At 67.2% G+C, this 26,384-nt stretch carries 28 protein-coding genes and 1 pseudogene; 18 read left to right on the top strand and 11 right to left on the bottom strand.

Annotated features, from left to right (window positions below):
- The first annotated feature begins 29 nt into the window (after positions 1 to 29).
- From KXD98_RS14530 to KXD98_RS14505, 6 genes are all read left to right on the top strand, one after another.
- Positions 30 to 863, top strand: coding sequence for an arylamine N-acetyltransferase (locus KXD98_RS14530; protein ID WP_260759097.1), 834 nt, complete (start codon positions 30 to 32; stop codon positions 861 to 863).
- A 54-nt stretch (positions 864 to 917) separates the two neighbouring features.
- Positions 918 to 1,637 (top strand): FadR/GntR family transcriptional regulator, encoded by a 720-nt coding sequence (locus KXD98_RS14525; protein WP_260759096.1) that lies wholly within the window; start codon positions 918 to 920, stop codon positions 1,635 to 1,637.
- On the top strand, positions 1,637 to 2,302 hold the full coding sequence (locus tag KXD98_RS14520) for a sterol desaturase family protein (protein ID WP_260759095.1): 666 nt from the start codon (positions 1,637 to 1,639) through the stop codon (positions 2,300 to 2,302). The genes KXD98_RS14525 and KXD98_RS14520 overlap by 1 nt, the downstream gene beginning before the upstream one ends.
- A gap of 171 nt (positions 2,303 to 2,473) precedes the next feature.
- Entirely contained in the window at positions 2,474 to 4,192 is a 1,719-nt protein-coding gene (kaiC, locus tag KXD98_RS14515) for a circadian clock protein KaiC (RefSeq protein ID WP_260759094.1), read from the top strand.
- 7 nt (positions 4,193 to 4,199) lie between these two features.
- Complete coding sequence (locus tag KXD98_RS14510) at positions 4,200 to 4,523, top strand: circadian clock KaiB family protein (protein WP_260759093.1); 324 nt, start codon at positions 4,200 to 4,202, stop codon at positions 4,521 to 4,523.
- A 36-nt stretch (positions 4,524 to 4,559) separates the two neighbouring features.
- Positions 4,560 to 6,488 (top strand): HAD family hydrolase, encoded by a 1,929-nt coding sequence (locus KXD98_RS14505; RefSeq protein ID WP_260759092.1) that lies wholly within the window; start codon positions 4,560 to 4,562, stop codon positions 6,486 to 6,488.
- A gap of 17 nt (positions 6,489 to 6,505) precedes the next feature.
- On the opposite strand, the gene KXD98_RS14500 is transcribed toward KXD98_RS14505, so the two are convergent.
- Positions 6,506 to 6,970, bottom strand: coding sequence for an SRPBCC family protein (locus KXD98_RS14500; RefSeq protein ID WP_260759091.1), 465 nt, complete (start codon positions 6,968 to 6,970; stop codon positions 6,506 to 6,508).
- Between the two features lie 58 nt (positions 6,971 to 7,028).
- On the opposite strand from KXD98_RS14500, the gene KXD98_RS14495 reads away from it, so the two are divergent.
- Both KXD98_RS14495 and KXD98_RS14490 read left to right on the top strand, forming a co-directional pair.
- A complete protein-coding gene (locus KXD98_RS14495; RefSeq protein WP_260759090.1) occupies positions 7,029 to 7,472 on the top strand; it encodes an N-acetyltransferase in 444 nt (147 codons plus the stop codon).
- Between the two features lie 47 nt (positions 7,473 to 7,519).
- Complete coding sequence (locus tag KXD98_RS14490) at positions 7,520 to 8,095, top strand: FKBP-type peptidyl-prolyl cis-trans isomerase (protein ID WP_396881303.1); 576 nt, start codon at positions 7,520 to 7,522, stop codon at positions 8,093 to 8,095.
- 145 nt (positions 8,096 to 8,240) lie between these two features.
- Here the strand turns inward: KXD98_RS14490 and KXD98_RS14485 are convergent, their stop codons facing one another.
- On the bottom strand, positions 8,241 to 8,552 hold the full coding sequence (locus KXD98_RS14485) for an STAS domain-containing protein (RefSeq protein ID WP_260759088.1): 312 nt from the start codon (positions 8,550 to 8,552) through the stop codon (positions 8,241 to 8,243).
- Positions 8,552 to 11,050: a SpoIIE family protein phosphatase gene (locus tag KXD98_RS14480; protein ID WP_260759087.1), complete on the bottom strand. Its 2,499-nt coding sequence runs from the start codon at positions 11,048 to 11,050 to the stop codon at positions 8,552 to 8,554. The genes KXD98_RS14485 and KXD98_RS14480 overlap by 1 nt, the downstream gene beginning before the upstream one ends.
- 178 nt (positions 11,051 to 11,228) lie before the next feature.
- Between KXD98_RS14480 and KXD98_RS14475 the strand changes: the two genes are divergently transcribed.
- Positions 11,229 to 11,825 (top strand): TetR/AcrR family transcriptional regulator, encoded by a 597-nt coding sequence (locus KXD98_RS14475; protein ID WP_260759086.1) that lies wholly within the window; start codon positions 11,229 to 11,231, stop codon positions 11,823 to 11,825.
- 32 nt (positions 11,826 to 11,857) lie between these two features.
- A complete protein-coding gene (locus KXD98_RS14470; RefSeq protein ID WP_260759085.1) occupies positions 11,858 to 12,223 on the top strand; it encodes an RNA-binding S4 domain-containing protein in 366 nt (121 codons plus the stop codon).
- Here the strand turns inward: KXD98_RS14470 and KXD98_RS14465 are convergent.
- The gene (locus KXD98_RS14465; RefSeq protein WP_260759084.1) at positions 12,212 to 13,066 is read right to left on the bottom strand and encodes a thioesterase family protein; all 855 of its coding nucleotides are present in this window, start codon (positions 13,064 to 13,066) and stop codon (positions 12,212 to 12,214) included. The genes KXD98_RS14470 and KXD98_RS14465 overlap by 12 nt on opposite strands.
- Positions 13,067 to 13,432: 366 nt before the next feature.
- Positions 13,433 to 14,740: pseudogene (locus KXD98_RS14460) on the bottom strand (NAD(P)/FAD-dependent oxidoreductase); the annotation flags it as partial.
- 162 nt (positions 14,741 to 14,902) lie between these two features.
- On the opposite strand from KXD98_RS14460, the gene KXD98_RS14455 reads away from it, so the two are divergent.
- Complete coding sequence (locus KXD98_RS14455) at positions 14,903 to 15,886, top strand: esterase family protein (RefSeq protein WP_396881300.1); 984 nt, start codon at positions 14,903 to 14,905, stop codon at positions 15,884 to 15,886.
- A 62-nt stretch (positions 15,887 to 15,948) separates the two neighbouring features.
- Here the strand turns inward: KXD98_RS14455 and KXD98_RS14450 are convergent, their stop codons facing one another.
- Entirely contained in the window at positions 15,949 to 16,371 is a 423-nt protein-coding gene (locus tag KXD98_RS14450) for a hypothetical protein (RefSeq protein ID WP_260759082.1), read from the bottom strand.
- A gap of 155 nt (positions 16,372 to 16,526) precedes the next feature.
- On the opposite strand from KXD98_RS14450, the gene KXD98_RS14445 reads away from it, so the two are divergent.
- The 4 genes from KXD98_RS14445 to KXD98_RS14430 are packed head-to-tail and all read left to right on the top strand — an operon-like array spanning position 16,527 to position 19,746.
- Positions 16,527 to 16,874, top strand: coding sequence for a DUF3253 domain-containing protein (locus tag KXD98_RS14445; RefSeq protein WP_260759081.1), 348 nt, complete (start codon positions 16,527 to 16,529; stop codon positions 16,872 to 16,874).
- On the top strand, positions 16,871 to 17,455 hold the full coding sequence (locus tag KXD98_RS14440) for a cyclopropane-fatty-acyl-phospholipid synthase family protein (RefSeq protein ID WP_260759080.1): 585 nt from the start codon (positions 16,871 to 16,873) through the stop codon (positions 17,453 to 17,455). Before KXD98_RS14445 ends, KXD98_RS14440 begins: the two co-directional genes overlap by 4 nt.
- Positions 17,437 to 18,975, top strand: coding sequence for a class I adenylate-forming enzyme family protein (locus KXD98_RS14435; protein WP_260759078.1), 1,539 nt, complete (start codon positions 17,437 to 17,439; stop codon positions 18,973 to 18,975). The genes KXD98_RS14440 and KXD98_RS14435 overlap by 19 nt, the downstream gene beginning before the upstream one ends.
- Positions 18,976 to 18,993: 18 nt before the next feature.
- Positions 18,994 to 19,746, top strand: a complete 753-nt coding sequence (locus KXD98_RS14430; protein WP_260759077.1) for a S9 family peptidase — start codon at positions 18,994 to 18,996, stop codon at positions 19,744 to 19,746.
- A 12-nt stretch (positions 19,747 to 19,758) separates the two neighbouring features.
- Here KXD98_RS14430 and KXD98_RS14425 read toward each other — a convergent pair whose 3' ends face one another.
- Positions 19,759 to 20,292 carry a hypothetical protein gene (locus tag KXD98_RS14425; protein ID WP_260759076.1) on the bottom strand — a complete coding sequence of 178 codons (534 nt, stop codon included), beginning with the start codon at positions 20,290 to 20,292 and terminating at the stop codon, positions 19,759 to 19,761.
- Between the two features lie 121 nt (positions 20,293 to 20,413).
- Between KXD98_RS14425 and KXD98_RS14420 the strand changes: the two genes are divergently transcribed.
- Complete coding sequence (locus KXD98_RS14420; protein WP_396881296.1) at positions 20,414 to 20,989, top strand: YdcF family protein; 576 nt, start codon at positions 20,414 to 20,416, stop codon at positions 20,987 to 20,989.
- A gap of 3 nt (positions 20,990 to 20,992) precedes the next feature.
- Positions 20,993 to 21,670 (top strand): CPBP family intramembrane glutamic endopeptidase, encoded by a 678-nt coding sequence (locus KXD98_RS14415; RefSeq protein ID WP_260759075.1) that lies wholly within the window; start codon positions 20,993 to 20,995, stop codon positions 21,668 to 21,670.
- A gap of 6 nt (positions 21,671 to 21,676) precedes the next feature.
- Here KXD98_RS14415 and KXD98_RS14410 read toward each other — a convergent pair whose 3' ends face one another.
- The 4 genes from KXD98_RS14410 to KXD98_RS14395 all read right to left on the bottom strand — a co-directional run bounded on the left by KXD98_RS14410 (position 21,677) and on the right by KXD98_RS14395 (position 25,567).
- Positions 21,677 to 23,458 carry a fatty acyl-AMP ligase gene (locus KXD98_RS14410; protein ID WP_260759074.1) on the bottom strand — a complete coding sequence of 594 codons (1,782 nt, stop codon included), beginning with the start codon at positions 23,456 to 23,458 and terminating at the stop codon, positions 21,677 to 21,679.
- Between the two features lie 55 nt (positions 23,459 to 23,513).
- Positions 23,514 to 24,113: an NlpC/P60 family peptidoglycan-binding protein RipD gene (gene ripD / locus KXD98_RS14405; RefSeq protein WP_260759073.1), complete on the bottom strand. Its 600-nt coding sequence runs from the start codon at positions 24,111 to 24,113 to the stop codon at positions 23,514 to 23,516.
- Positions 24,114 to 24,325: 212 nt separating this feature from the next.
- Positions 24,326 to 24,823, bottom strand: coding sequence for a thiol peroxidase (gene tpx, locus KXD98_RS14400; RefSeq protein ID WP_260759072.1), 498 nt, complete (start codon positions 24,821 to 24,823; stop codon positions 24,326 to 24,328).
- 51 nt (positions 24,824 to 24,874) lie between these two features.
- On the bottom strand, positions 24,875 to 25,567 hold the full coding sequence (locus KXD98_RS14395; protein WP_260759071.1) for a DUF899 domain-containing protein: 693 nt from the start codon (positions 25,565 to 25,567) through the stop codon (positions 24,875 to 24,877).
- An 84-nt stretch (positions 25,568 to 25,651) separates the two neighbouring features.
- On the opposite strand from KXD98_RS14395, the gene tenA reads away from it, so the two are divergent.
- Complete coding sequence (tenA, locus tag KXD98_RS14390) at positions 25,652 to 26,359, top strand: thiaminase II (protein ID WP_260759070.1); 708 nt, start codon at positions 25,652 to 25,654, stop codon at positions 26,357 to 26,359.
- Positions 26,360 to 26,384: the final 25 nt, after the last annotated feature.

The raw sequence follows: 26,384 nt of genomic DNA, 5'->3' as shown, positions 1-26,384 counted from the left end.
AACAGCCGTTCAGGTTGCACGATCGGGTCATGAATGCTCCTGTCGATGTTCCCGCGTATTTGCGTCGAATCGGGTATCGAGGTGGTGCCGGGGCCACCCTCGAGACATTGCAAGGGCTGGTCGCCGCACACAACCGGTCCATCCCGTTCGAGAATCTCGATCCCTTGCTCGGCGTGCCCGTCGCCGATCTCGGCGCACCGGCGTTGACCGACAAACTGGTCTACCGGCGCCGCGGCGGATACTGCTACGAGCACAACGGGCTGCTGGGCTACGTGCTGGAGACGATTGGATTCGAGGTGGATCGGCTCGCCGGCCGCGTGGTCTGGATGAGTGCGGACGACAACCTGCCCGCTCAGACTCATCAATTCCTCTCGGTGGCCATCCCCGGTGTGGGCGGTCGGTTCCTCGTCGACGTCGGTTTCGGTGGCCAGACACTGTCCTCACCGATTCGGTTCGAGGTCGACGTCGAGCAGCCCACGCGCCATGAGCCGTACCGCATTCGGCGACAGGACGGGGGTTTCGTGTTGGAAGCGTTGATCCGCGATCGCTGGGAACGGCTCTACCTCTTCACCGACCGTCCGCAGCCTCGTATCGATCTCGAAGTGGGCAGTTGGTACGTCTCCACGCACCCGCAATCGGTGTTCGTCGTCGGACTTACTGCGTCACTGGTCACCGACGATGCACGCTGGAACATGCGGGGCCGAAACCTCACGGTGCATACCCGTGCCGGCACTGAGCGCACTCGCCTGCGTACCGCCGACGAGGTTGTCCAGACCCTCGTCGAACACTTCAACCTCGACCTGGCAACCGTCGGCGCGCGCGCCGACATCGAGAAACGGGTCGACGAGGTACTGGACAGCTGAGTTGCACTGGTCTGACCACTTGACCTCTGTGCGGGTGTGGGCCATCCTGGGTGCATGGCACTTCGACCGGTGAGCCGACGTTCGGTACCCGAGGACGTTTTCGACCAGATCATCACCGACGTGCTCAACGGCGAGATGCGGCCCGGCCAGACCCTCCCGAGCGAGCGGCAACTTGCCGAGGTGCTGGGTGTCTCGCGGCCCGCGGTCCGGGAGGCGCTCAAGCGGTTGGCAGCAGCCGGGTTGATCGAAGTGCGTCAGGGCGACGCCACCACGGTGCGCGACTTCCGCCGCACCGCAGGGCTCGACCTGCTCCCCCGGCTGTTGCTCCGAGATGGCGAACTTGACCTCGTCGTCGTCCGCAGCATCCTGGAGACCAGGCTGCACAACGGGCCCAAGGTGGCCGAACTCGCCGCGCAGCGCGGGGGCGCCGCACTGTCCGGCGAGCTGAACGTCGCTGTGCAAACCCTGGCGAACGAAACCGATCCCGTTGCTGTGCAACGGTATGCGCTGGACTTCTGGGACCGCATCGTCGATGGCGCGGACTCCATCGCGTTCCGGCTGATGTTCAACACCTTGCGGGCCACCTACGAGCCCGCGCTGCCCGCTCTGGCCACGATGATGGCCGCCGAAGTCGGACGTGTGGACGATTATCGTGCGCTCGCCGATGCGGTACGCGACGGCAACCCCGCCGCAGCACGCGAATGCGCCCACCGTCTGCTCGAACCCGCGACGACTGCGCTGTTGGAAGCGCTGCACAAGTTGGAGGAAAGCTGATGACCACGACCGCGGCTCGTTCCGCCCGGCAACGATTCACCCTCTTCGATGCCGGACGCGCGTTCTGGCGCCATCCCTCACCTTGGATGATCACGGCGACTCTGGTCGGCGCGTTGGGTGCGCGCGTCGCCGTCGGCGACTGGCAGATCACCGACGCGCTGGTGCCGCTGATCATGCTCGCGGCTTTCCCGTTCTTCGAGTGGCTGGTGCACGTCTGCATCCTGCATTGGCGACCACGGCGGATCGGCGCGCTGCGCGTCGATCCTCTGCTGGCACGTAAACACCGGGAACACCACACTGATCCGAGAGACATCGGGCTGGTTTTCATTCCCTGGCAAGCGTTGCTCTGGGTGCTGCCCGTCGCCCTGGGGGCAGCCTTGCTGGTGTTCCCCCGGACGGCACTGGGCCTGACGTTCCTGGCCTTCCTGGCCGTGCTGGGCCTGTGCTACGAGTGGTGTCACTACCTCGTCCACACCGACTACAAGCCTAAAACCGTTGCCTATCGCGCGGTTTGGCGCAATCACCGACAGCACCACTACAAGAACGAGCACTACTGGTTTACCGTCACCAGCTCCGGCACAGCCGACCGGGTACTGGGTACCTGCCCCGACCCGGCCGGGGTGGCGACCTCACCGACTGCGAGGAACCTGCACGCGACGGTGTAGCGGCAAGCGGTATCCGGCGCGCGAAGACGGACTATCGCCTGGGTGACCAGGAAGCGGGACCAGGACTCTGGATCCGAAGGGCCCTGACAATGGTGCCTTTGGACCATCGTCGGGACCAACTGTGCTTGCATACGATGGCGGCGCCCTCACGACTGCGAATGGGAGTCGGCAGTGACAGCACCACACGCCGCGGCTACTGCGGAAGTCGCTGCCGGCGTTGGGTTGCCAAAGACACCCACCGGAATCCGAGGGCTCGACCAGATCACCCGCGGCGGTCTCCCGCGGGGCAGAACAACCCTTGTCACCGGCGGAACCGGGACCGGCAAGACACTGCTGGCCCTGCAGTTCCTTGTCGCCGGTGCCCGAGAATACGCCGAACCCGGCGTTCTGCTCACCTTCGAAGAATCCGCGAAAAAGGTCAGCGCCAACGTCGCGTCTTTGGGCTTCGACATCGAGGGACTGCAGCGTGAACAACTGCTCATCGCCGACGCCTTTCGCGTGGACCCTGCGGAATTCGGCGAGGCAGGCGAGTTCGATCTGGAGCCGCTGTTCATCCTGTTGGCCCACTCGATCGACCGGATCGGGGCCAAACGCGTCGTGCTCGACACCATCGAAGTGCTCTTCGGAGCCTTCGCCGAACAGTCGATCGTGCGTGCTGAATTGCGTCGCCTCTTCAATTGGCTCGAGGAACGATCGGTGACCGCGATCGTGACCGGCGAGTGCCACGACGGGCTCACTCGCCACGGTATCGAGGAGTACGTCTCGGACTGCGTCATCGTGCTCGACCAGCGGGTGCGCGAGGAGGTTGCCACACGCATCCTCCGCGTCGTCAAGTACCGCGGGTCAGCCCATGAGACCAACGAATACCCCTTCCTGATCTCGGACCGCGGCTTCACGGTGGTGCCCAGCACGTCGGTTCGTCTGGATTACAGCGTCTCGGAGGAGCGCGTGTCCACGGGGGTGCCGCGCCTCGATCACATGCTCGGCGGCGGTCCGTTCCGGGGATCGACGTTGCTGGTCAGCGGTGGGGCAGGCACCGGCAAGACCACGCTGGGAGCACACCTCGTCGACGCGGCCTGCGCCCGTGGAGAACGAGCGCTACTCGTCTTGTTCGAAGAATCACCTGACCAGTACGTCCGCAACATGCGGTCGGTCGGTCTCGACCTGAGCCGGTGGGTCGATTCGGGCCTACTGCGCGTCTGGGCGGCCCGTCCGAGCGCGTACGGGCTGGAGGCGCACCTGGCGATCTTCGCGGAGCTGCTCGAGGACGTCGGGCCATCAGTCGCGGTCCTCGACGGGCTGGCCGGTCTTCTGCACGGTGCGTCCACCTCCGAGGTGACGTCGATGGTTGCCCGCGAGATCTATCTGTTGAAGAGCAGCGGGGTTACCACGTTGGCGACGACGCTGGCCGGCGGTGAGGAGACGAGCACCGTCAGCGTGTCATCGCTGGTGGACACCTGGCTGCAGCTACGTAACGTCGAATCCAACGGCGAGCGCAACCGCCTGCTGTCTGTTCTGAAGTCGCGGGGCAGTTCGCATTCCAATCAGGTGCGGGAGTTCGTCCTCACCGACCACGGCGTCGATCTTGTCGACGTGTACGTCGGCGCAGCAGGCATACTGACCGGCTCTGCCCGGATCGTGCGGGAGGCAGAGCAGCGGGTCGCCGCCCAGCAGCGGGCCGAGGAGTCTGCACGTCAGCGGCGTCAGCTGCAGCGCTGCATCGCCGAGAACGAAGCCCAGCTCCGTCTGCTCGAAGAAGAGCTGACCGCCGGTCGGGCCGAGTTGGAACGACTCGAGGTGCACGAGAAGAACGAGGTGGCCGACGCCGACGCGGACCGATCGGTCCTCGCCACGTGGCGCTGGGCTGATCCGGCCAAGACTGTCGAATGATGCGACAATGGCTCATCCGCGCACCAATGAACCTGGCGCTGACGCAGAAATCTGGCAATTGCGCCTCTATGTCACCGGTCGCTCGCCGAAGTGTCTCGGCGCGATCGAAAATCTGCGGCGCGCCTGCGAGGCCCACTTGGCCGGCCGGTACGAGGTCGAGATCGTCGATCTGCTGGAAAACCCCCGACGGGCCGCCGACGATCAGATCGTGGCAGTACCCACCCTGGTCCGTAAGGCGCCCGAGCCCGTCCGCAAGATCGTCGGTGACCTGTCGGACACCGACAGGCTCCTGGCAGGCCTCCAACTGCGCAGGCGACCTGACGCATCGTAATCGGCACCGTGCACATCGTCACCGGTCGGCAGCACGATGATCGAGGATCCCCCGAACGGCACACCCGAGACCGACCGGGAACTGCGCCGCGAACTCGACGAGGCACGAGAAGCGCTGCGCGCCATTCGAACCGGTGAGTTCGATGCCCTCGTCATCGACACCGGCCGCGGCGATGAGTTGTTCACACTCAACCGGACCGAGCGGCCGCACCGGCTGGTCGAAGTGGTCGTCAACGCAGCCCTGGGCTACTTCCGTGCGGTGGCAATCGATTTCGACGGCACACTGGCAGAGGGCACCGTCGCGCCTGACACGTTGACCGCCCTGGACGAGGTGCGTTCCCGCGGGGTCAGGGTGATCCTGGTTACCGGGCGGATCGTCGACGAGCTGCGCGCCGTGTTCCCTGAGGTGCAGGACCACGTCGACGCGCTGGTCGCCGAGAACGGCGCGGTGCTCGTGACCTCGGTCGGCATTCGTCGGCTCGCGGCTCCGATCGACCGCGCCGTCAGCTCGGCGCTGAACGCCCGCGGCGTGGCTCATCGCAACGGGCAGGTGCTGATCGCGTGCGCCGCCGCTGACGAGGCGACCGCATTGGAGGTGATTCGTCGGCTAGGCTTGGAGTGCCGGCTCGTGCGCAACCGGGGGGAGCTGATGATCCTGCCCGCCGCGGTCACCAAAGGCAGCGGTCTGCTGGAGGCGCTCGCCGAACTCGGACTGTCGCAGCACAACACCTTGGGCGTCGGTGACGCCGAGAACGACCACAGTCTGCTGGAGGTGTGCGAGGTCGGCGTAGCTGTTGCCAACGCCGTCGAAAGTCTCAGTGCCGAGGCCGATCTGACGCTGACCCTGCCCGACGGTCAAGGCGTGGCCGACCTCCTGCGGGGACCGTTGCTCGCCGGGCGCACCCACCTTCATCCGAGCCGATGGCAGATCATGCTGGGAACCGATGACGACGGCCGGCCCGTCACCCTGCCCGCCTCCCAGCTCAACATCGCTGTGTGCGGTGACACCGGCACCGGCAAGTCCTACCTCACCGGGCTGATCTGCGAACAGCTCCTCGCTCTTGGCTACGCGAGCGTCATCTGCGATCCAGAAGGCGACCACGTCGGGCTGGGTGAGCTGCGGCACGTGCTGGTGACCGGCGGCGAGGACCGCCGCCTCGCCGACCCGGCCGAAGTCGTCCGCCTGCTGCGCAACGCGTCGGTCGTCATCGATTTGTCCCATCTCAACACCGCCCAACAGGCCCATTACCTTGCGGGGCTGCCCGCCGAGATCGAGGCTCAGCGAGCTTTGAGCGGGTTGCCCCAGTGGGTCGTCGTGGACGAGGCCCATGCCCCGTTCGGTCGGGCGGGCGTGGCGTTGTCGGTGTTCAACCCGGCCGCCAAGGGCTACCTGCTCATCACCTGGCGGCCCGAACAACTGGCCAATGAGGTCCCCGCCGCCCTGGATGCGGTCATCGCGCTCGCATCACCGGATCCGTCAGACCATCTGGTCGACCTGACCGCCGCAGTGGCGGGCATGCCGCCGGCGCAGATGGCCCAGTTGCTGAACGGGCCGACCGGCCGTGCCGTACTGGCGTGGCGGGCCAAACCACACCAGGCCGTCGCCTTCACTCCCGGCGCCCGCAGGACACCGCACCTGCGTCATCAGCACAAGTACGCCCAAGCCGGCGTTGAACCGAGCCGGCGGTTCTACTTTCGTAGCTCAGGTGACCGTCTCACCGGCACGGTCGCCGCCAATCTCGCCGAGCTCGAAGACGTGCTGAACCGCTGCGACGCAGGAGTATTGCGACACCACTGCCCCGCCCACGATTTCTCGAACTGGGTGGCGGGTGTTTTCCACGACAAGCGGCTGGCCGCGGAGTTGGCCGCCGCTGAGTCTCAACTCCCGCGCGGGAGCCCAGGCGCAATCGCCGAGCAGGTCCGCCTCGCGCTGGTCGCGGCCCTCCAGAGCCGGGCATCCAGGTGACCCGCCGGCCAGCCTGATCAGGACGACGATTCGGCGGCCAACCGTGCGAGCGTGTCAGCCAACTGAGTTTCCGTCACGAGCGGGAACTTCACCTTTTCGAGCAGCGCCTTGTCGGTGACGCCGGACCAGTCATAGGTGTGCCGGACCAGTGTGGCATCCGGACCCTGAGGTTCCAACTCCCACAACCACTCCCATCCCGGGGGTTGCGTCCCCGCAGGAGCGGTCTTCCATGCCAGCAACTTGTCCTTGACATATCCGGAGACGTGATTGTCGGTCTTGTACTCGCCTCCCATGTGCGATCCGTGCATGTTCATGGTGAACACTTCGCCGACCTTCTGGATTCGGTCGGCATGGTCCACCCCTCGCACGAAACCGGACCCGTCGAGTGTCTGGTGTCGATGTGGGTTGGACAGGATCTCGAAGATCGCGTCGGCGGGTGCGTCGATGGTTCGCTCGACGGTGACGTTCGTGTCGTCGCTCATCCCCCCAGATTGCCCAGGCCGGCGCACCGCCCAAACCGATTCTGGCAAAGTTGCCGCCATGGTGGAAGTTCGGGAGATCCTGACCGGGAAAACGGGCGAGGCCGCCGACGCGTTACTCGAACTGCGTCCGCGCTGGAAGACGCCCGCCGCTCTGGTCGATTTCGTCGATTCCCAACTGCGCCCGGCGGGCTACCGGATCGTCGGCGCGTTTGAACCCGGCTCGGCGGCGGCATCTTCGGCACTGGGCTTCCGCGAGGCGCACTCCACCGCGTGGGGCCACTACGTCTACGTCGACGACCTGAGCACCGTGTCCACCGCACGCGGCCGCGGTCACGCCGACCTCCTGCTTCGATGGGTCATCGCCGAAGCGCAGCGGTTGGGCTGTGAAGCAGTCCACCTCGACTCCGGTGTGGGCCCCGACCGAGCGGCTGCGCACCGGCTGTACATGCGCCATCACCTGCAGATCACCTCCCACCACTTCACCATCGAGCTGGGCGTTTGACGCGACGGTGCGGTTGGGCCCGACGTCGGGCAGGTAGCGTGGCGCCCGTGACTTCTCTTCGCGTGCGTTCCTCCGTTGCCCTCGCGGCCGCCGCTGCGGCTTCCGCTCTGAGCCTCGGTGCCTGCAGCTCCACCGTTGCCTCCTCAGAGGCGCAGCCGCCGACGGGCTGCCCGACTGCTGCCCCGGAACCCACGGGCAGTCCCGAGTGGACGCTGGCCGGTGAGACCGGCAGCGTCGAGGTGACCGGGTCGACGGATACGTCGGCACCACTGGTAGAGGTGAGCGCCCCGTTCAGCGTCGCCGAAACACAGGTTCAGACACTGCAGGCCGGTGACGGACCTGTGGTGGCGGACACCGCTACCGTGTCGGTCTGCTACATGGGAGTCAACGGCCGCGATGGATCGGTGTTCGACAGCAGCTACCAGTACGGCGAGCCTGTCGAGTTCCCGCTCGACGGTGTCATCGCCGGCTTCCAGAAGGCCATCGCCGGCCAGAACGTCGGCTCGACCGTCGCGGTGGCGATGACCCCGGCCGACGGCTATCCCAGCGGCCAGCCCGCCGCCGGTATCGTCCCCGGCGACTCGCTGATCTTCGCGATCAAGATCCTCGACGTCACCGGCTGACACCCGAGCGGGGCCGGCCGCGTTAACGTACGCGATGCTCCCGTCGGTATCGGTCCTTACCGACTGTTGGCCGTCGCGTCGCCGAAACACCGCATGCTGGCCGGCATGGGGCCTTGTACACCAAGGAGCTGTCGGCCGCCTAGCGTCAGCGTTCCGCAGCAGGCTCGACGGTGGTCAACTCGGTCAGCCCGCTGACAGTGAAGGTGGTCATCAGCAGCGGGTGAGCGACGACCTTGTCGATGTGATCGCGCAGCCCGAACAACACGTTGATACCGGCGCTGTCGACGTACTCGACCCCGCTGAGGTCGACGACGAGCGCAGCCGGGGCGCTGTCGGCGGCACCGGCAAGGACTCGCTGGAACGCCTCGACATTACTCAGATCGACCTCACCGCAGGCCACGACGGTGACCGACCCGTCAGTGTTGCGCGCAGTGTCGATGGTCAGCGCTGCGGACATCAGGTGATCCTCGCCGACAATTCGACCGTAGTACCCGCGGTGTCGTGCTCGATGGTGACTTCGTGCATCAGCATGCGCATCAGGTCGATCCCCCGACCGCGATTCGACTCCGGGCTCGTGCGCGGCTGCTTCCACGATCCGGTGTCGGCAATGGTCAGGTGCACGCACTCGGCCGAAGCAGTCGCACGCAGGCTGATGGTGCCGTCCGGCGTGTGCCGGTGACCGTGCTCGATGGCGTTTGTCACCGCCTCCCCGGCAGCGACGAGAACGTCGGTCGCTGCCGTCGGTTCGACACCTGCCCGGCTCAACCAGCCGCGCAGCGCCGCCCGGGCCGGTGCGAGATTGTTGGCGTCGGCAAGGAAGTCCAGCTCGAGCGGAGCAGGTTGGCGATACATCAGCAGGACCACATCGTCCTGATACCCATTACTGGGCGCCAGACCCGACATCGTCTGATTCGCCAGCACCTCAAGTGCGGAGTCGCGGTGGTCGTGCACATACTCTGCGGCCCGGGAGATGCCGTGCTCCAACCCGGTATCACGGCGTTCGACGAGGCCATCGGTGTAGAGCACCAGCGTGGCCCGCGCCGGGATGGTCACCCGTGCTTCCGGGCGGGTCCAGTCGACCCGCAATCCCAGCGCGATCGAGTGCCCCTCGTCGAGGGTCTCGAGGTTGCCGTCAGAGTGCACCAGGATCGGTGGCGGGTGTCCGGCGCTGGAATACACCAACTCGCCGGTGCCGGTGTCGAGGACCGCGCAGACCGCGGTGGTGCACTGCGCTCCGGGCAACCGGGCCGCGAAGCGGTCCAGCCCGACCAAAGCTGCTCCCGGGCTCGGGTCGGCGTACAGCAGGGCACGACACGCGCTACGAACCTGACCCATGACGGTGGCTGCCGCCAGACCGTGCCCCACGCAATCCCCGACGACCAGCGCCACCCGGCCGTCTTCGAGATCGACGACGTCGTACCAGTCACCGCCGACCTGCAACGGTTTGCTGGCCGCCTGGTAGCGCACGGCAAAGCCCTGCGGTAGATCAGCAGGGCCCAGGATCGCATGCTGCAACGCCAGAGCGGTTTCCCGTTGTTGGTCCACCTGGTGCACCCGCTGCAACCCCTGGCTCAGACGCCCGGCGAGCACCGTCAACAGGGTCTGGTCCTCGAGCGTGAACGGCCGCTGCTCGGTCAGCTCGATCCAGACGACGAGCACGCCGTCGGGATGCTGGATCGCAATGCCGGCCGCGCCCGGGGTCGACGTGTACGGGGTCAACAACTCGGCGTCGCGCAGTTCCAGAAGCGCCGCGCGAATATGAGCCGGCACGGTGTCCCACTCGCCGACTGTCTCGCCGACCACCGCCACCTTCGGCGTCGCGTGCGACGGCGCAGCGTGGGCGGGAAACGTGACGGCCAGGACGCGGCGGGCCCGCCACAGTCGGCGCAGCTGCTCCGCGGCGGCAACGACGGCATCTTCCACGGTATTGGCTTGTGCGAGTTCCTGATTGAGTGCGTGCTCGCGGCCTGCCGCCAGTGCCAGCGCGATCGCTGCGTGCCGCGCGAAGTCGCTGACCAGTTCGAGGTAAGCCTCGTCGAATCGGGTCTGCTGGATGCGCCGGGCAACCGCGATGACTCCGAGGACCTGGTCGTCGGCGATCAAGGGCATCACGATCGCCGATCGTTCACCGACGTCGGTGAATCCTTCGATCGGGTACTGGAACGAGTCCGTGATCAGCGGTAGGCCGCGCCGCGCCACACCACCGGTTGTCGAGCCGTCCATCGGAACCTGACGACCGATCACCTCCGCCGAGTAACGGCCGGCTGTGGCCGCCACCACCAGAGTGGTCACCTCGCCCGGCGTCTCTGAATCCCGCGGGACCAGCAGAATCGCCTGCTCGGCGTCGGCCAGCTCGAGTGCCCGGTTCACGATCAATTGCAGTGTTCCCAGTTGCGGGTCACCGGACAGCAGGGCCGTCGTGATCTCGCGACTGGCCTTCGTCCACCTCGCGCCCTCACGCTCGCGCTCGAACAATCGCGCGTTGTCGATGGCTGCCGTCGCTGCCGTCGCCAGCGCGCGCACCGCACTCTGCTGGGCTTCGGTGAACAGCCGACCCGGCCGATCGTCGCGGAGAAACAGGGTTCCGAAGTCCGCACCGCGTACCACGATGGGCACTTCGAGGAAGCTGTCGCTCGGCTGCCGGTCCGGCGGTGGTGCACCGATCACACCGGCGGCGTCCTCGTCGAGTCCGTCACCGACGAGCGATGCATAGGCGCCGTCGGCGCCGCGGACCGCCAGCGTCGCGTACCGGGCCTGGCTGAGTTCTCTGGCCGCATCGACGACTCGGCGCAGCGTCCTTTCGACGTCGAGGTCGGACCCGATGGCGATGATGGCGCCGACCAGTCGCTCCATCTGTTCGCGAGCCGCAACAGGGTCATCGGGCTGGTCGTGCAGGTGGTCCGGCGTGTGGTCACCGCTTTGCCAGGCGAACGAGTCACCCGGTTGATGCTCCATGTCGACCAACCTAGTGCGTGACTGGCTCGTGCCCCCGCAATCGGGTCAGACCAGCCGGTTGCATGACGACCAGACCCGACCGATCAGCGCGCCTGCGATGCCGATGTAGCAAAAACCAGTCGCGGATCTGGCAGTTCATGCCGTCGGCGCCGGCGGATCACCGAAGTTGCCTTCCGACATGAGGGACACTGGAATGGTGCCGGACAGCGACGTGCCGCCAGGGCTGCGAGAACGCAAAAAGCTCCGAACTCGCACGGCGATCCGGCGCGCCGCGTTCCGGCTCTTTGCTGAGCGGGGGTACGCGAACACCACCGTCGAGCAGATCGCGGACGCCGCCGAGGTCTCCCCGCGGACGTTCTACCGATACTTCGGTGTCAAAGAAGCGGTGCTGATCAGCAATGACATGATCAGCCCGATCGTCACCGCGTTCATCGAAGCTCCCCGCGAACTGGACTTCGTCGCGGCCTACCGGCACGCCGTGGCCCAGGTGTTCGGTGCGCTGTCACCGGACGAGCGCGAGGATGTCATCGCCGGCGAGCAGATGATGTACGGCATTCCCGAGGTGCGCGGGCTGATCTACACCGAGTACGTCCACCTGATCGACCGGATCGCCGACGCGCTGAAGATCCGGCTGGGCGAACACGTCGAGGACGTCGAACGACGTGTGCTCGCCGGAGCGATCGTCGGGGTGCTGATCGCCGCATCGCACGACACTCCACTGCCCGAGCGCTCACTGGACAATGCGCTGGCCATCCTGGACTCCCGACTGTCCTGACGCACTGCACCAACAGCCGCCATCATGGACAGATGGAGTCGATCCGGGTGGACCGCTGGCTGTGGGCGGTACGGCTGACCAAGACCCGGCCCGAGGCCGCCGACGCGTGCCGCGGCGGGCACGTGCGCGTCAACGGACGGGTGGCCAAACCCTCGACCGCGGTGGTCACCGGGGACGAGGTGCGTGCCCGGGTGGGTGAGCACACCCGTGTGGTCGAGGTTCTGCAACCGATCGCCAAGCGCGTAGGAGCCGGCGTCGCGGTCAGCTGCTACCGCGACCGGACTCCCCCGGCGCCACCCACCGCGCAGACCCCGGTGGCGGTACGAGACCGCGGGGCCGGGCGGCCGACGAAGCGTGATCGACGGGTGCTCGACAGGTGGCTGGCCTCAGGCCGGTGACGACGCGTCCTGAGCCGGCCGACCGTCTGCTCGGCGATCGGCGAGCTTTCCGTTGGGGTTGAAGCTGAAGTTGGCGATCGCAGCCGACACCCCGGTGCCGATCGGACCCTGGGCATCGAAGAGCGTCGCGCTGCCGGTGGCCACACCGTCGGCGCTGTAATGGGTCAGCGCGGCCATGCCGATATAGGGCCCGCGCGGCAGCCGGCTCAGCGTCAAGGTGTAGTCGGCGTTGATGAAAGCCAGGCCCGCAGTGCCGAAGTTGGTCAACGAGCTTGTCACGTCCACCGCCATGGCCGCCCGGATGAACGGCGTCAACGACTCACCGTCGACCAGATCACGCACCTCGCGCAACCACGCGTATCGCGGCCCATCATGCTGCCACGGGATGCCCTCGGCGCCAACGGAATCCCCGCCGAAGGCAGTGATGAACATCGGTGACGAATCATCGAACTCCGCGGGTTCGGGCGGCATCGGCGGCATATCGACCGGGGTGCTGAAGAACCGACCCTGCGGCTGCACGCCGCGACGCAGGCACAGTGCCGAGGCGCGTGCCACCAGTTCACCATGCTGGGTCATCTGCGCATCGATCGAACGCATTCGGCTACCTGATCGCGTGACGCATGCGCTGACCTGCAACGGCGCGGTGGCCACCCGCCGCAGGATTTCGACGGTGAACCGGGCCGGGTGCAGTTCGGGGTCGTCGATCTGATGTTCTGCCGCCCGGGCCAACAGTCCCCCGACCACCTGTCCGCCCAATGTCGGTCCCCAGCCGCCGTGGGCGATGGTGTTGGGCATCAGCCCGTCCTCGTGGGGCACCAGAAAAGGGGTCAGGCGGCCAGTCATGCGCGACAGCTTACTGAAGTGCTTACGGTAACATTCTCGCCGGCCGGTCAGTCAGACCGACGAGGCGGCGGGTTATCCGCCGAGCTCGGAGACCGCGGTGTCGAGCGCCGTCGCCTGGGTGCTCAATTCCGCGTCGCTGAGCTGTGTCGCTCCCCCGGTACGTTCGAGCAGCGCAGCCCGGGAAATGATCTCCAGCGCTCCGCGATTGGCCTCGCTGTCCAGGCCGCCCGCGGTCAGTATCTTGGTTCGGCCTTCGATGAGCACCAGCGTCGCATCCGGTCCCGCTTCGAGCAGCCGGCGAAGATCTTGCGGTGAAACTGTCATGCCTTGGGTGTGCCCGGGTCGGGGTGGCCTCACACCGGGCTGATCCCAACTTCTCCATGTGTAGCGCGATTCGTGCTCGGCTGCTCCGAGCATGAACGCTCGGTGATAGCGGGTAGGCCGGGCAATGGTGGCCAACCATGTCGCGATGGTGCTGACGCGGTTGCTGACCCCCGTCAGAGCTGCAATATGAATGAAACCCCAGGCCAGCCAGCCCACGACACCGGCCACTTTGATCGGCCCGACCTGCAGCAGCGCCTTGCGCCGGCTGATGTAGGCCGCTGACCCGAGATCGCGGTACCGGTAGGGCTTGCGGGGGCGGCCGGTGAGATCGCGGCGGATACAGGCCGCGGCGTGCATGCCGCCCTGCATGGCGTTCTCGGCGACCCCGGGCAACCGGTCGCGTCCGGCGAGATCGCCGATCACGAAGATTTCCGGGTGCCCGGGCACCGACAGGTCAGCTTCGACACCGATTCGTCCGGCTCGGTCAGACGCGGCGCCCAACACCTCGGCGACGTGGCGGGCGAATGGAACGGCCTCCACTCCGGCAGTCCACAACACCGTCCGGGCGCAGTACTGCCGGCTCGCACCGCCGGACTTCGGTGTGACCGTGACGCCCTCCTGGCGCACGTCGGTGACACGCACCCCGAGCAGCAGTTCGACGCCGAGATCGGTCAAGGCGCCGGCGGCCTTGTCCGACAGTTGCGGTGCAAAGGTCTTGAGCACCCGCGAGCCCCCGTCGAAGAGCAAGACCCGCGCGTCCTCGGGCTCGATGCTGTGAAATTCGTTGGCCAGTGTGCGTGTGGCCATCTCCCGGATCTGGCCCGCCACCTCAACACCGGTCGGTCCGCCTCCGGCCACTGCGAAGGTCAGCCACCCATCGCGCTCGGAACCCGGCGGCAACGTCTCGGCGATCTCGAACGCGGTGAACAGCCGCTGCCGGATGTTGAGGGCGTCGTCGAGTGTCTTCATACCCGGCGCCCACTGGGCGAAGTGCTCATTACCCAGATATGACTGCTGCATCCCCGCGGCGATCACCAGCACGTCGTAGTCGACGGTGAAGGTTGTCGCATCGGGGCGCAGAGCGGTCACCCGGCGAGTGGCCGGGTCGAGCCCGATGGCCTCGCCGAGCAGGGTTCTGACGTTGGCCTGGCCGGCGAATTGCTCGCGTAACGGACGGCTGATGTGACCGATGCTCAACGTCCCGGTGGCGCATTGGTACAGCAGCGGCTGGAACAGGTGCCCGGCGGCGCGATCGAGCAGCGTGACGTCGACGTCGGCCCGTCTGAGCCTGCGGGCGCAGAACAGCCCGCCGAACCCTCCGCCGATGATCAGCACACGAGGCCGCTTCATGTGCCTGAGGTTATCGAAGCCAACCCCCTGCGATATCCGACGCGGCGTAACGCCGAATCGTCACATGACGAACTAACGGATGCGAAGCAACCGCTCCGACGCAATCGGCGTCACGAATCCCCGAGGGGCACGGCTGTGCGCTGTGCCGGAAGAGGACACACGATGAAACGAATGCATGAGTTCCGGCGGAAGGGACTGCCAACGCTCGGTCGACGGCTGCTGGCCGGGATGGCGGCAGCCTTGCTGCTACCCGGCCTGGTGGCAGTCGTCGGCGGGTCCGGCACCGCAGGTGCGTACTCGCGACCTGGCCTTCCGGTGGAGACACTGATGGTGCCGTCGGCCGCGATGGGCCGTGACATCCCGGTCAAGTTCCAGGGCGGCGGACCCAAGGCGGTCTACCTGCTCGATGGACTGCGGGCCCGCGATGACAACAGCGGATGGGACATCGAGACCGCGGCGTTCGAGGACTACTTCGAGTCGGGTTTGTCGGTGGTGATGCCCGTGGGAGGCATGTCGAGTTTCTACACCAACTGGCAGGGACCGGCAGTGGGTAACGGTCAGACCTACAACTATCAGTGGGAGACGTTCCTGACCTCGGAGTTGCCGGCCTATCTGGCGGCCAACAAGGGCGTCTCCCCCACCGGCAACGCCGTCGTCGGTCTGTCCATGTCGGGGAGCTCCGCTTTGATCCTGGCCGCCTACTACCCCGGGCAGTTCAGCTACGCGGGGTCGTTGTCGGGCTACCTCAACCTCTCCGACGGCATCTGGCCCACGCTGGTCGGCTTCGCGATGCGCGATGCCGGTGGATTCAGTGCGACCTCGATGTGGGGCCCCGGCGGCGGGCCGGCCTGGAAACGCAATGACCCGACCGTGAACGTGGGCAAGCTGGTCGCCAACGGCACCCGGGTTTGGGTGTACTGCGGCACCGGGCGTCCCGGCGAACTCGGCGGGGGCGGCGACTTTCCCGGCCAGCTGCTGGAAGCCATCACGCTCAACAGCAACAAGGAGTTCCAGAAGCAGTATCAGGCTGCCGGCGGTAACAACGGAGTCTTCAACTTCCCGGCCAACGGCACGCACGGGTGGGGCTACTGGGCCTCCCAGCTCAACGCGATGAAGGGCGACATCCAGCGCACGCTCGGCGTCTGATCGACCGTCACGGCAGAGGCCCCCGCAGGCGCAACGTCTGCGGGGGCCTCAGCACGTGTTGATCAGAACGTGGGGACGAACACGCCGTCCATCCAGACGCCCCAGTGATTCCAGCCCTCATCCCAGACCTGCGGGTTGCCCGCAGCCCAGGCCGGATCGATCGGCTTCGGCGGGGCCCAGGCCGGCGGCTCACCGGTGTTCGGGCCGGCCGGCGGAGCTGCCGGCGGGGGTGGCGGGGGCGCCCAGGTCACGGGCTCGGTCGGCTGCCACTCCATCGGCTGCTGCGCGGGCTGCCAGTCGGCCGGCTGCATCGACTCCATCGGAGCCGGTTCGCCGTGCATGGGCTGCTGGTCCGGGGTGGCGGGCTGGCCGGGAACCGGCGGCCACGGCTCGGGCTGGGCGCCCGCCGTGGCGGCAACGCCGACCGCACCAACCGCCAGACCACCGGCGACAGCAGCGCTGGCGAGGATCTGGGAGATCTTCATCGGGCATAACTCCTATCCGGGGCTCACGTCGGAACCCTCATTCAGTGAGTACCAAGTTCTGTTAGCCCTATTGGCGGAGCGGTAAACCCCCAGCCCGGCGCAGGGCGATGGGTGTGGCCGAGCACACACCGGGGCGATGGCGTTCACTGGGATGGGTGAGTGATCGACTGCGGGCCGAATTGCAGCGGGTGATCGACAACGATGACGTCGGCGCCGCCGACGCGCGCATCGCCCTGGCCGACGGAGCCGTCCGCCGCAGGTTGGAGGCCGGCATCCGAGCGCTGGCCGAGCACCGCGGCCCGCACAGCAGCCTATGTCCGTCCGATGCCGCCCGACTGGTCGGCGGCGACGATTGGCGCGAGCTGATGGAATGCACTCGGGAGGTCGTTGCACAGATGGCCCGACGCGGCGAGGTGCAGATCACCCAACGCGGTGAAGCGGTCGACCCGGACCTCGACTGGCACGGCCCGATCCGGATCAGGGTGACGGGGCACGACCTGTGAGCGACGCCGACCGCCATCGTTGGAATCAACGGTATGCCGACCGCGGACCGGTGCATGTGGGCGAGGCGAAGCTGCCCGCAGCATTCCGGGAATTCGCCGACATCTTCCCCAGCGCCGGTACCGCGCTGGACCTGGCCTGTGGGCGCGGCGGGGCCGCGGTGTGGCTGGCGCGGCGCGGACTGCGTGTCCGGGGCTACGACATCTCGCCCGAGGCGCTTGGCCAGGCACGCGATCTGGCCGCGCTCGCCGGATGCGCATCGCGCTGCCGTTTCGACGTCGCCGACCTCGATGCCGGACTACCGCCGGGACCTGCGGCGGACGTCATCGTCGTCAGCATGTATCGGGACGCGCGCCTCGATGACGAGATCTTGACCCGGCTGGCGCCCGCCGGTCTGCTGGCGGTGAGCGCGCTGAGCGAGGTCGGGGCGGCTCCGGGGCGCTTTCGTGCGGCCCGAGGCGAGCTCACCGCAGCATTCGGAGAGCTCGAGCTCATCGGTAGTGGCGAAGGTGGCGGGCTGGCCTGGTTGCTGGGTCGGCAGCCGGCGCTTGGCAGGATCGGTGCGTGCCCGAAGCCCCGCTGACTGTCGGCGCGCTGCTCACGCGCGCCGTCGTCGACCATCCCGACCGTACCTACGTCGTCAGCCCGGACTGCCGGCTGAGCTACGCCGAAGCCCAGCGGCGTTCTGCTGAGCATGCCCGCTGGCTGCTGGCCCGAGGAGTCGGTAAGGGCACCCGGGTCGGGTTGTTCTTCCCCAACGGGCCCGAATGGGTGACCTGGTGGCTGGCGGCCTCGCGCATAGGGGCCATCGTGGTTCCGCTGAGCACCCACTACCGCGCCGCGGAACTGGCCAAGGTGGTCCGACTCGCCGATGTCGCCCTGATGGTGGCCCCCGTGCAGGTCCTCAACGTCGATGTCGCGGGGCTCTTCGAGCAGGCCTGGCCAGACCTCGCCGGACAGCGCCCGGCACGGCTCATGCTGACCGAGGCACCGTTCCTGCGGACGATCGCGATCACCGGCGGCGCCGGCCCACGGTGGTCCGATGCCCCGCGCCCCGACGAGCGCGTCGGGGCGGGACTTCTCGCCCGCGCGGAAGCCGAAGTCAGCGCCGCCGATCTGACGATCATGGTGCACACCTCCGGATCCACCGCGGATCCGAAGGGGGTGCTGCACACCCACGGCACCCTGGTGCGGCAGACCTCGACGTGGCCCGCCGCGGTCCGCGCCGTCACCGGGTCCGACGCCTCGCCGGTCATCCTGTGCGCGATGCCGTTCTTCTGGATCGGCGGCGTGCTCGCCGTCACCGGAGCCCTGCATGAGCCGGTCACCCTGCTGGTGCTGCCGCGTCTGGATCCCGGCGTCGCGTTGGAGCTGATCGAATCCGAGCGAGCGACCGGGGTGGTGGGTTGGCCGGCGTTCACCCAGCGGTTGCGCGCTCATCCCGACTTCGCCACCCGGGACCTGTCGTCGGCTCCGCTGCTACGCGATGGCCCCGTCGACATCGCGATGACCAATGTGCCCGATGGCTTCCCGGTGCACCGGACGATGTCCGAAACCGCCGGGGGCTTCGGCTACACCGAGATCGTCGTGGTCGACGAATCCGGCGCGCCGGTCGAGGACGGCACCGTCGGCGAACTGTGGGTCCGCGGCATCGGAGTGATGGCCGGCTACAACAAGCGGGAACGATCCGACACGTTCGACGTCGACGGCTGGTACCACACCGGTGACCGGGTCTACCGAAAGCCCGGCGACCCTCGACTGTTCTACGTCGGTCGAAGCACCGACCTGATCAAGACCTCGGGTGCGAATGTCTCGCCGCTGGAGGTCGAGGCGGTGATCGAGAGTTTCCACGATGTGGCCCAGTGCGTGGTGGTGGGTATCGAGCACCCCGAACGCGGCGAGGAGGTGTGTGCGGTCGTGGTGCCGATAGGCGGTGAGCTCGACACGGCCGCCGTGGCTCGGCGCACCGCGACGCTGCTGTCGTCCTACAAGGTCCCGTCCCGCTGGATCCTTGCCGCCAGTGAACGCATTCCGACATTGGCGAGCGGAAAACTCGACCGAAAAGCGTTGCGGGAATGGGTGCAGGACGGCGCGGTGCGCTGACAGTGACAGGATGGCGGCGTGGCTGAACGCGTGACGTTTCCGAGTAGTTCCGGGCCGATGCTGGCCGGATCGTTGGACGTGCCCGACGGCCTGGTGCGTGGATGGGGCGTCTTCGCGCACGGTTTCACCCTGAGCAAGGACTCCCCGGCAGCCAGCCGTATCTGTAAGCAGTTGGCTGCCGAGGGAATCGGCATGCTGCGCTTCGACAATCTGGGCCTCGGTGACTCCGAAGGCGACTGGGGTGACGGTTCGTTCTCCCACAAGGTCGCCGACACCGTTCGAGCGGTGCAGTTCATGAACGAAGCCGACCGCGAGGTCCGCCTCCTGGCGGGTCATTCCTTCGGCGGCGCCGCTGCCATCGCGGCCGCCCACGAATGCCCGACGGTGGCCGCAGTGGTCAGCATCGGGGCACCGTGCGATCCCGCCCATGTGGAACGAAACTACGACGCGCTGATCGACCGCATCGAAAAAGAGGGCGAAGCGCCGTTTTCCATCGGTGGTAAGGCCCTGACGCTCAAACGCCACTTCATCGAAGACGTGCGCGCGGTCGACGCGAAAGACCTCATCGCCACGTTGCGCCGAGCGTTGCTGGTGATGCATTCGCCGACCGACAACACCGTCGGCATCGACAACGCCAGCGCGATCTTCCAGGCGGCCCGGCACCCACGCAGCTTCATCTCGCTGGAGGGCGCCGACCACCTGCTCACCGAGAAGAACCAGGCAGCTCGCGCGGCGCGCATCATCAGTGCGTGGGTCGACCCTTACCTGTGAATCGGCCGCAATTCAGCGGTCACCACCGCCCACTTCGGCCGGCAACGGTGGTGGCAGAGGTGTCGTCGGGGCCGTCGTGGTCGGTGTTGTCGTGGCGGTCGCCGGTGACTCCGGCGTCGTCGATGCTCCCGCCCGGCGGAAATCGAGCATCGGCTCGTCGCGGATCACCTTCTCGCCGGTGCTGATCACCAGAGACTTTGCGGTCACCAGGTACTCGACGCCGTTGCGCGTGGCGGTGAAGGCACCGTCGGCAGATCGGGTCGCCGAGGTGATGAGTCTGGCACCATCGCGCACGCGCACACCGCGATAGGTGAGAGCACCGCCGGGTGACTCGCAGATCGCGATCCGCGAGGTCTCGGTGTACCCGAAGACGACTGCGGAATCGGGCGCTGCGCAGCGGGCGGTCGAGTCGAGGTAGCCGCGACTGTCGGAGTTCGGCGCGCCCCATGCCGGTGGTGCGACCAGCAGCGCAGCACAGCACGAAGCTGCCGCGGTGACGGCGCGGCGACGCAGTTTCGGACCGGAGATCATTCGGTGTGCTGACATCACTGTCCACCAGACCACGCTCGTGCCCGCACGGCCAACGCGGACCGCCGTTGAACACGCATCGTTGACCGTCTGAGACCGCGCCGTAATAATCGCGCCGCGTGCGACGATCAACACCTTGATGACTCTTCGACCGAGAACCGTCGCCGTGCTCGCCGCTGTTGTGATGGCGTGTGCCATGCTGGTGGCTCCGACCCGGACCGCGACCGCGTCTCCGATTGTCGCCAAGGACTTCTCGAAGCCGGCGATCGTGATCCTCGGCTACGGTCTCAAACCCGATGGCACCATGCGCACGATTCTGCACACCCGGGTGCTCACCGGATTGGCTGTGGCGCAGATCTTTCCGGAAGCGCCGGTGATCGTGACGGGTGGAAACCCCCGCAACGGCAACACCGAAGCCGGCCAGATGCGCAAGATGCTGCGCCTGCTGGGCATGCCCGAGCATCGGATCATCGTCGAGGATCGGGCCAACAGCACGGTGCAGAATGCGCGGTTCTCGGTGCCGCTGGCCAAGCGAGCGGGTGCTACGGGGATCATCCTGGTCACCTCGTCGTCGCACCAGGGCCGCGCCGACGGGAACTTCGCCGATGCCGGGGCCGAAGTGCTGGCCACCGTGAGCTTCCCGGACAGCAACCCGACCATCAACATCACGCAATTCGTGCGCGACGTCATCAGCCCGTTCGTCACCATCACCTGACGCATGCCGCATCGGTGGGGTCTGGGGGCGTTTCTTGTCGTCGAGGCCGTCTACCTGCTGACCTCATTGCTCCTGGCGCTGCAGTTCGGCGCGGGCCTTTCCGTTGCCGGGGTGGCATTGGTCGTGGCCGGCCCGACCGTGCTGGCCGCCGCACTGGCCGTGGTCATCACCCGGGTGCGCGGCAACGGGCCACGCCAAGACCTCAGACTGCAGTGGTCGGGACGGGCGGTGGCCATCGGCCTGCTGTTCGGCGCCTGCGGTTTGTTCCTCACCATTCCGGCAGCGCTGCTATGGGTGCAGATCGTGGGACAGGACGCCAACTCCGCCGCCGGTGAGGTTTTCGGCGGCCTGCGGGGCAGCTGGCCCGCGGCGGTGCTGGTCTTCGTCGTGATCGTGATCGTGGCACCGGTGTGCGAAGAAATCCTCTATCGCGGTCTGTTGTGGGGGGCGATCGACCGGCGGTGGGGTCGGTGGGCCGCCCTGGTGATCAGCACCGTGGTGTTCGCGCTGGCCCACTTGGAGTGGACGCGGGCTCCGCTGCTGGTCGTGGTGGCGGTGCCGATCGCGCTGGCCCGGCTCTACACCGACAATCTGTACGCCAGCATCGTGGCCCACCAGGTGACCAACCTGCTTCCCGGGTTGGTGCTGATGTTCACGGTGGCCGGCGCGGTTCCGGCCTGAGCGCGCTCAGTCGAAGAGGCCACCGAGAAAGTCGCTACGGCACGCGTGGCGGGCCAGCTTTCCGCTCGTGGTGCGGGGAATCGAACCCGCAGGCACGATGCGCACCTCGGCCACCTCGAGGCCGTGTCGCTGCTGCACGGCAGCGCGAATCGCCTCGGCGGCCGACGCCGGATCGGCGCGGCCGGTTCCGGTCGCACGTTCGGCGACAACCACCAGCCGGTCGCCGTCGACGGTGAATGCCGCCACATAGCCGCGCCGCACCACCGCTGAGGCCTCCGCGGCAGTGGTTTCGATGTCGTGCGGGTAGTGCTGGCGCCCGTGCGCCTGCACCATGTCGGCGATGCGACCGGTGACGAACAGCTCCCCATCGAGATAGAAGCCGAGATCACCGGTGCGTAGCCACTGTTGGTCCGCTCGGGCCCCGGCCCCGTGACTGTGCTCGGGGAGCTGCGATCGCAGCCGGGCGCCGAACGCGTGCCGGGTGTCCTCGGGCCGGTTCCAATACCCGCGACCGATGTTGTCACCCTGAAGCCAGAGTTCACCGACCTGCCCGTCGGGTTGTTCCGAACCGGTGGCCGGATCGACGATCACGCACCACAGACTGCGAGCGATCCGGCCGCACGAAACATGACCGATGGCGCGGGGGTCGTCGGCGGTGACCGGGACGGCCCGGCCGCGGCCGAGCGCCTCGCGGTCGGTGTAGAGCACCCTGGCCTGCTCCGCGGGTCCGATGGTGGACACGAACAAGGTGGCCTCGGCCAGTCCGTACGACGGTTTGAATGCCGTGGGCGGCAACCCGAATGCGGTGAAAGCCTCGGTGAAGGTGCCGATCGCCTCGATGCTGATCGGCTCAGAACCGATGATCAGCGACACATTGGCCAGGTCGATGTCGGCGCCGGGGGCCGGCAGCCCGCGTGCGGCGGTCCACTGGTAGGCGAAGTTCGGCGCAGCCGTGACCACCCGCCCGGTGCGCGAACCGTCCGACAACGCCTGGATCCACCGCAGCGGCCGCCGGATGAATGCCGTCGGCGACATCAATGTCGTGTGCCCGCCGTAGACCGTGGGAAACCCGATCATCGACAGGCCCATGTCGTGGTACAGCGGTAACCAGCTGACCCCGTGGGTATTTCGGTCGAGCAGGTCGATCGACAGGATCATCTGCAGAAGATTGGTGCCCACCGCGCGGTGGGTGATCTCGACACCGACCGGCGCCCGCGTGGCGCCACCGGTGTACTGCAGATGCGAAACGTCTTCGATGCCGATGGGAACAGGCGTGAACGTTCCCGCCGCCGAATCGGGGATCTCGTCGACCGCCAGGACCGGCGGCACCTCGAACGACGGCATCGCCTCCAGGAAGTCGACCACCGCGTCGCGGGCCGCCGCAGTGGTCAGCACTGCGTGCGGGAGGGCGTCGCGCAGGGCGACGTCGAGCCGCTCGGCGTGACCGGGCAACTCGGGGGCGAACAAGGGCACGGCGATCGTGCCGGCCCGGATCGCGGCGAAGAACGCGGCGATGTAATCGAGACCCTGTGGTGCCAAGATCGCCACCCGGTCTGCGCGCTCGGCCACCTGTTGCACGCGCGCACCGATGGCCTGCATCCGTATCCCGAGCTCGTACCACGTCAGTTCACGAGTGCTGGAGGAACCGGTGTAGTCCAGGTACCGGTAGGCGACGGTATCGCCGACGTGGGCGATGTTTCGGTCGATCAACGAGATCAGCGTGACGCCGGGTGGCAGCACGATGCCGCCGTCCGGCCCGAGGCACTCCTCGATCTGCAACAGGCCCATCAGCGCAGTCTACGGTGGGAGGCCAAAAAGCTGATGTGTCAACAAGTCCCGGGCGTCAGGCGATGATGCGAACCAGATAGGGAGTCATGTTGTTGGTCCGCACCGCTGACACCGCCACGCCCTTGTCGGTGGTCTCCACCATCTGTCCGTTGCCGATGAACAGCGCGACGCTCTGGGTGCCCTCCGGTCCGTAGAAGATGAGATCGCCGGGCAGCGCCATCGACGGCAGCACCTTCTGGCCGACCTTGTACTGCTCGCCCGAGGAGCGGGGCAGCTTCACGCCCGCGCCGGCGTAGGCATACACCATGAGTCCCGAAGCATCGAAGCCGACCACTTCGATGCGGGGCGCTGGAGCCGGTGCCACGGCCGGCGGTGCTGCCGTGACCGGCGGTAGAGCCAGGCCGGGCGTCACACCCAGCGCCACTGTGTCTTCTTGTTGCTCTTCGGGAGTGGGCGCGGCCACGGTGCCCTTACTCGGTCCGGATGCTCCACCGCCTCCGTAGGCGAACGGCACGCCGCGCTGGGACATCGCCCGGGCGATGACCAGCTCGACCGCCTTCTGGTTGGTTGCCGAGCGCGTGATGTCGGCGGCTGCCAGGCCCGGCGTTGCCACCAGCAGCGCCACACCGATCACCAGGACAAGGACGCGTCGCATCGCACTTCCACCGCTTTCGGACGGCCAGCGGCTCTCCGACGCTGGACTCAAACAACAACTGTCACTATGACCACTTCTACACCACGGCATAGACAGGTATTGACGTCGTCGCAGGAGCCGGCCCGGACAGTTGCGCAACCGGGACGAAACGGTGACCTACGCCGGCGGCCGGCACTCTAGGGTGCCGGCTGCCGGGTGCGCACAACGCTGGGTCAGGAATTCAACGCGGCCAGTGCGGCGTCGTAGTCAGGCTCCTGGCCGATCTCGGGCACCAGCTCGGTGTAGGTCACGGTGCCGTCGGCGCCGAGCACCACGACCGCACGCGCCAGCAGACCGGCCATCGGGCCGTCAGCGATCGTGACGCCGTAGTCGTCGCCGAAGCTGTCCCGGAACGCCGACGCGGTGGTCACGTTCTCGATGTCCTCGGCGCCGCAGAATCGCTTCTGCGCGAACGGAAGGTCCTTGGACACGCACAGCACCGACACACCGCTGGACGCAGCGCGCTCGTTGAACGTGCGCACGCTTGCCGCGCATACCGGGGTGTCCACCGAGGGGAAGATGTTGAGCAGAACCGGCTTGTCGCGGAACTGATCGGCGCTGACCGAGCCGAGATCGGTACCGGTGAGGGTGAAGCCGGGTGCCGGGGAGCCGACAGCGGGCAGCTCGCCGACGGTATTGATCGGGTTTCCACGCAACGTTATCTGTGCCATGGACACAGTCTGCCAACCCCAGCCCACGCAGGCGCGCCGGGGTCCGACCGCTCAGGCCTGGCCGTTGCCGTACTGGCGCGCGATGTCAGGCGAATCCAGCCATCCCGAGTAGGTGGGCCGCTGCGGCCAGCCCGGCGGTACGTCCTGCCACTGCTCCTGCCGGCCCCACGGCAAGATGTCGATCAACGCAAAGGTGTGACTGAGTTGTTCGGTGCCGCGGCCATTGGTGTGCCAGGTCCGGTAGACCGTCTCGCCATCACGCAGGAACACGTTGACCGCAAACCCGGTGTTGGGCGCGGCGTCGACATCGGCGGCGAAACTGCTCTGCGCCGAGGAGTACCAATCCATCATGTTGCCCACCTTGTCCCGGTAAGCCAGCGCCTCCTCGATCGGCCCCGAGGTCACGATCACGAACCGGGCGTCGTAGTTGTCGAGGAACTCCAGTCGGGTGAACTGTGAGGTGAACCCGGTGCAGCCACCGCACTGCCATTCGGCGCCGTCGGTCCACATATGGTTGTAGACGATCAACTGACTGCGCCCGGCGAATACGTCGGCCAGCCGAACCGGTCCGTCGGCGCCGATCAGCGTGTAGTCGGGCAGCGCCACCATGGGCAGCCGCCGCCGCTGCGCGGCGATCGCGTCCAACTCTCGGGTGGCGGCCTTTTCCCGGGCTCGCAGCTCGGCCAGCGCTGTGCGCCAGGTTTCGGCGTCGGCCACCGGAGGCAGCGCGCTCGGTCGTGTCATCGCAGTACCTTTGCTCGTGTGTGGTGAACTCTCGATACTGACCGAGGCGACACGACAAACTCATCGCTTGGCAGTATGTCGGGCATGACAGCGCCCAACGCAGTGCCCCGCATCGGAGCCGGCCGAGCCGATTCGTGGTCGACGCAGCTATGGACGGCGATCACCCCGATCTTCGACGCCATCGTGTCGCATCCGTTCGTCACCGGTCTCACCGACGGCAGCCTGGCACCGGATTCTTTCGCGTTCTATGTCGCCCAGGATGTGCACTACCTGAGGGCCTACGCTCGCGCGCTGGCTCTCGTCGCTGCCAAGGCGCCGACGCTGGCCGACACGGCGATGTTCGCCCGGCACGCCGCCGAGGTCTTCGAGGTCGAACTGGAGCTGCACGGCGAGTTGCTCCCGGCGCTGGGCCTGTCCACCCAGGAGGTCGACCGGATCCCGGTCAGCCCGACCACCCAGGCCTACAACAGCTACTTGCTGGCCACCACCTACGACGGCAGCTTCGCCGACGGGCTGGCCACGGTGCTGCCGTGCTACTGGATCTACGCCGAGGTCGGCGCAGAACTGGCACAGCGGGGTTCGACCGATCCGCGTTACCAGCGCTGGATCGACAGCTACGGGGGTGACGAATTCGCCACGACCGTCACCGAGGTGCTGCATCTGGCCGACCGGATCGGCCCGTCGCTGACCTCCGACGAGGAAGCCGTCGCGCGAGCGCACTTCGTGACGACCGCGCGCTATGAGTGGATGTTCTTCGACGCCGGCCACCGTCAGGAGAAATGGCCCGTTTAGCCGGGTCTCGCGCCGTAGGGTGAAG

It is taken from the genome of Mycobacterium sp. SMC-4, from assembly GCF_025263265.1.
GTDB lineage: Bacteria > Actinomycetota > Actinomycetes > Mycobacteriales > Mycobacteriaceae > Mycobacterium.
Note: the sequence above shows the minus strand (reverse complement) of the source record. Positions and strands in the feature narration are given on the sequence as shown.

What these genes read in the sequence shown, in the direction of transcription:
- KXD98_RS14465 (WP_260759084.1), bottom strand. Translation starts at nt 13,066, where the DNA reads ATGACTGGCCGCCTGACCCCTTTTCTGGTGCCCCACGAGGACGGGCTG.
- KXD98_RS14455 (WP_396881300.1), top strand. Translation starts at nt 14,903, where the DNA reads ATGAAACGAATGCATGAGTTCCGGCGGAAGGGACTGCCAACGCTCGGT.
- tenA (WP_260759070.1), top strand. Translation starts at nt 25,652, where the DNA reads ATGACAGCGCCCAACGCAGTGCCCCGCATCGGAGCCGGCCGAGCCGAT.
- KXD98_RS14500 (WP_260759091.1), bottom strand. Translation starts at nt 6,970, where the DNA reads ATGAGCGACGACACGAACGTCACCGTCGAGCGAACCATCGACGCACCC.
- KXD98_RS14480 (WP_260759087.1), bottom strand. Translation starts at nt 11,050, where the DNA reads ATGGAGCATCAACCGGGTGACTCGTTCGCCTGGCAAAGCGGTGACCAC.
- KXD98_RS14395 (WP_260759071.1), bottom strand. Translation starts at nt 25,567, where the DNA reads ATGACACGACCGAGCGCGCTGCCTCCGGTGGCCGACGCCGAAACCTGG.
- tpx (WP_260759072.1), bottom strand. Translation starts at nt 24,823, where the DNA reads ATGGCACAGATAACGTTGCGTGGAAACCCGATCAATACCGTCGGCGAG.
- KXD98_RS14510 (WP_260759093.1), top strand. Translation starts at nt 4,200, where the DNA reads ATGGCTCATCCGCGCACCAATGAACCTGGCGCTGACGCAGAAATCTGG.
- KXD98_RS14450 (WP_260759082.1), bottom strand. Translation starts at nt 16,371, where the DNA reads ATGAAGATCTCCCAGATCCTCGCCAGCGCTGCTGTCGCCGGTGGTCTG.
- KXD98_RS14475 (WP_260759086.1), top strand. Translation starts at nt 11,229, where the DNA reads ATGAGGGACACTGGAATGGTGCCGGACAGCGACGTGCCGCCAGGGCTG.
- KXD98_RS14415 (WP_260759075.1), top strand. Translation starts at nt 20,993, where the DNA reads ATGCCGCATCGGTGGGGTCTGGGGGCGTTTCTTGTCGTCGAGGCCGTC.
- KXD98_RS14470 (WP_260759085.1), top strand. Translation starts at nt 11,858, where the DNA reads ATGGAGTCGATCCGGGTGGACCGCTGGCTGTGGGCGGTACGGCTGACC.
- KXD98_RS14495 (WP_260759090.1), top strand. Translation starts at nt 7,029, where the DNA reads ATGGTGGAAGTTCGGGAGATCCTGACCGGGAAAACGGGCGAGGCCGCC.
- KXD98_RS14420 (WP_396881296.1), top strand. Translation starts at nt 20,414, where the DNA reads ATGACTCTTCGACCGAGAACCGTCGCCGTGCTCGCCGCTGTTGTGATG.
- KXD98_RS14425 (WP_260759076.1), bottom strand. Translation starts at nt 20,292, where the DNA reads ATGTCAGCACACCGAATGATCTCCGGTCCGAAACTGCGTCGCCGCGCC.
- KXD98_RS14505 (WP_260759092.1), top strand. Translation starts at nt 4,560, where the DNA reads ATGATCGAGGATCCCCCGAACGGCACACCCGAGACCGACCGGGAACTG.
- KXD98_RS14410 (WP_260759074.1), bottom strand. Translation starts at nt 23,458, where the DNA reads ATGGGCCTGTTGCAGATCGAGGAGTGCCTCGGGCCGGACGGCGGCATC.
- KXD98_RS14520 (WP_260759095.1), top strand. Translation starts at nt 1,637, where the DNA reads ATGACCACGACCGCGGCTCGTTCCGCCCGGCAACGATTCACCCTCTTC.
- KXD98_RS14525 (WP_260759096.1), top strand. Translation starts at nt 918, where the DNA reads ATGGCACTTCGACCGGTGAGCCGACGTTCGGTACCCGAGGACGTTTTC.
- ripD (WP_260759073.1), bottom strand. Translation starts at nt 24,113, where the DNA reads ATGCGACGCGTCCTTGTCCTGGTGATCGGTGTGGCGCTGCTGGTGGCA.
- KXD98_RS14485 (WP_260759088.1), bottom strand. Translation starts at nt 8,552, where the DNA reads ATGTCCGCAGCGCTGACCATCGACACTGCGCGCAACACTGACGGGTCG.
- KXD98_RS14530 (WP_260759097.1), top strand. Translation starts at nt 30, where the DNA reads ATGAATGCTCCTGTCGATGTTCCCGCGTATTTGCGTCGAATCGGGTAT.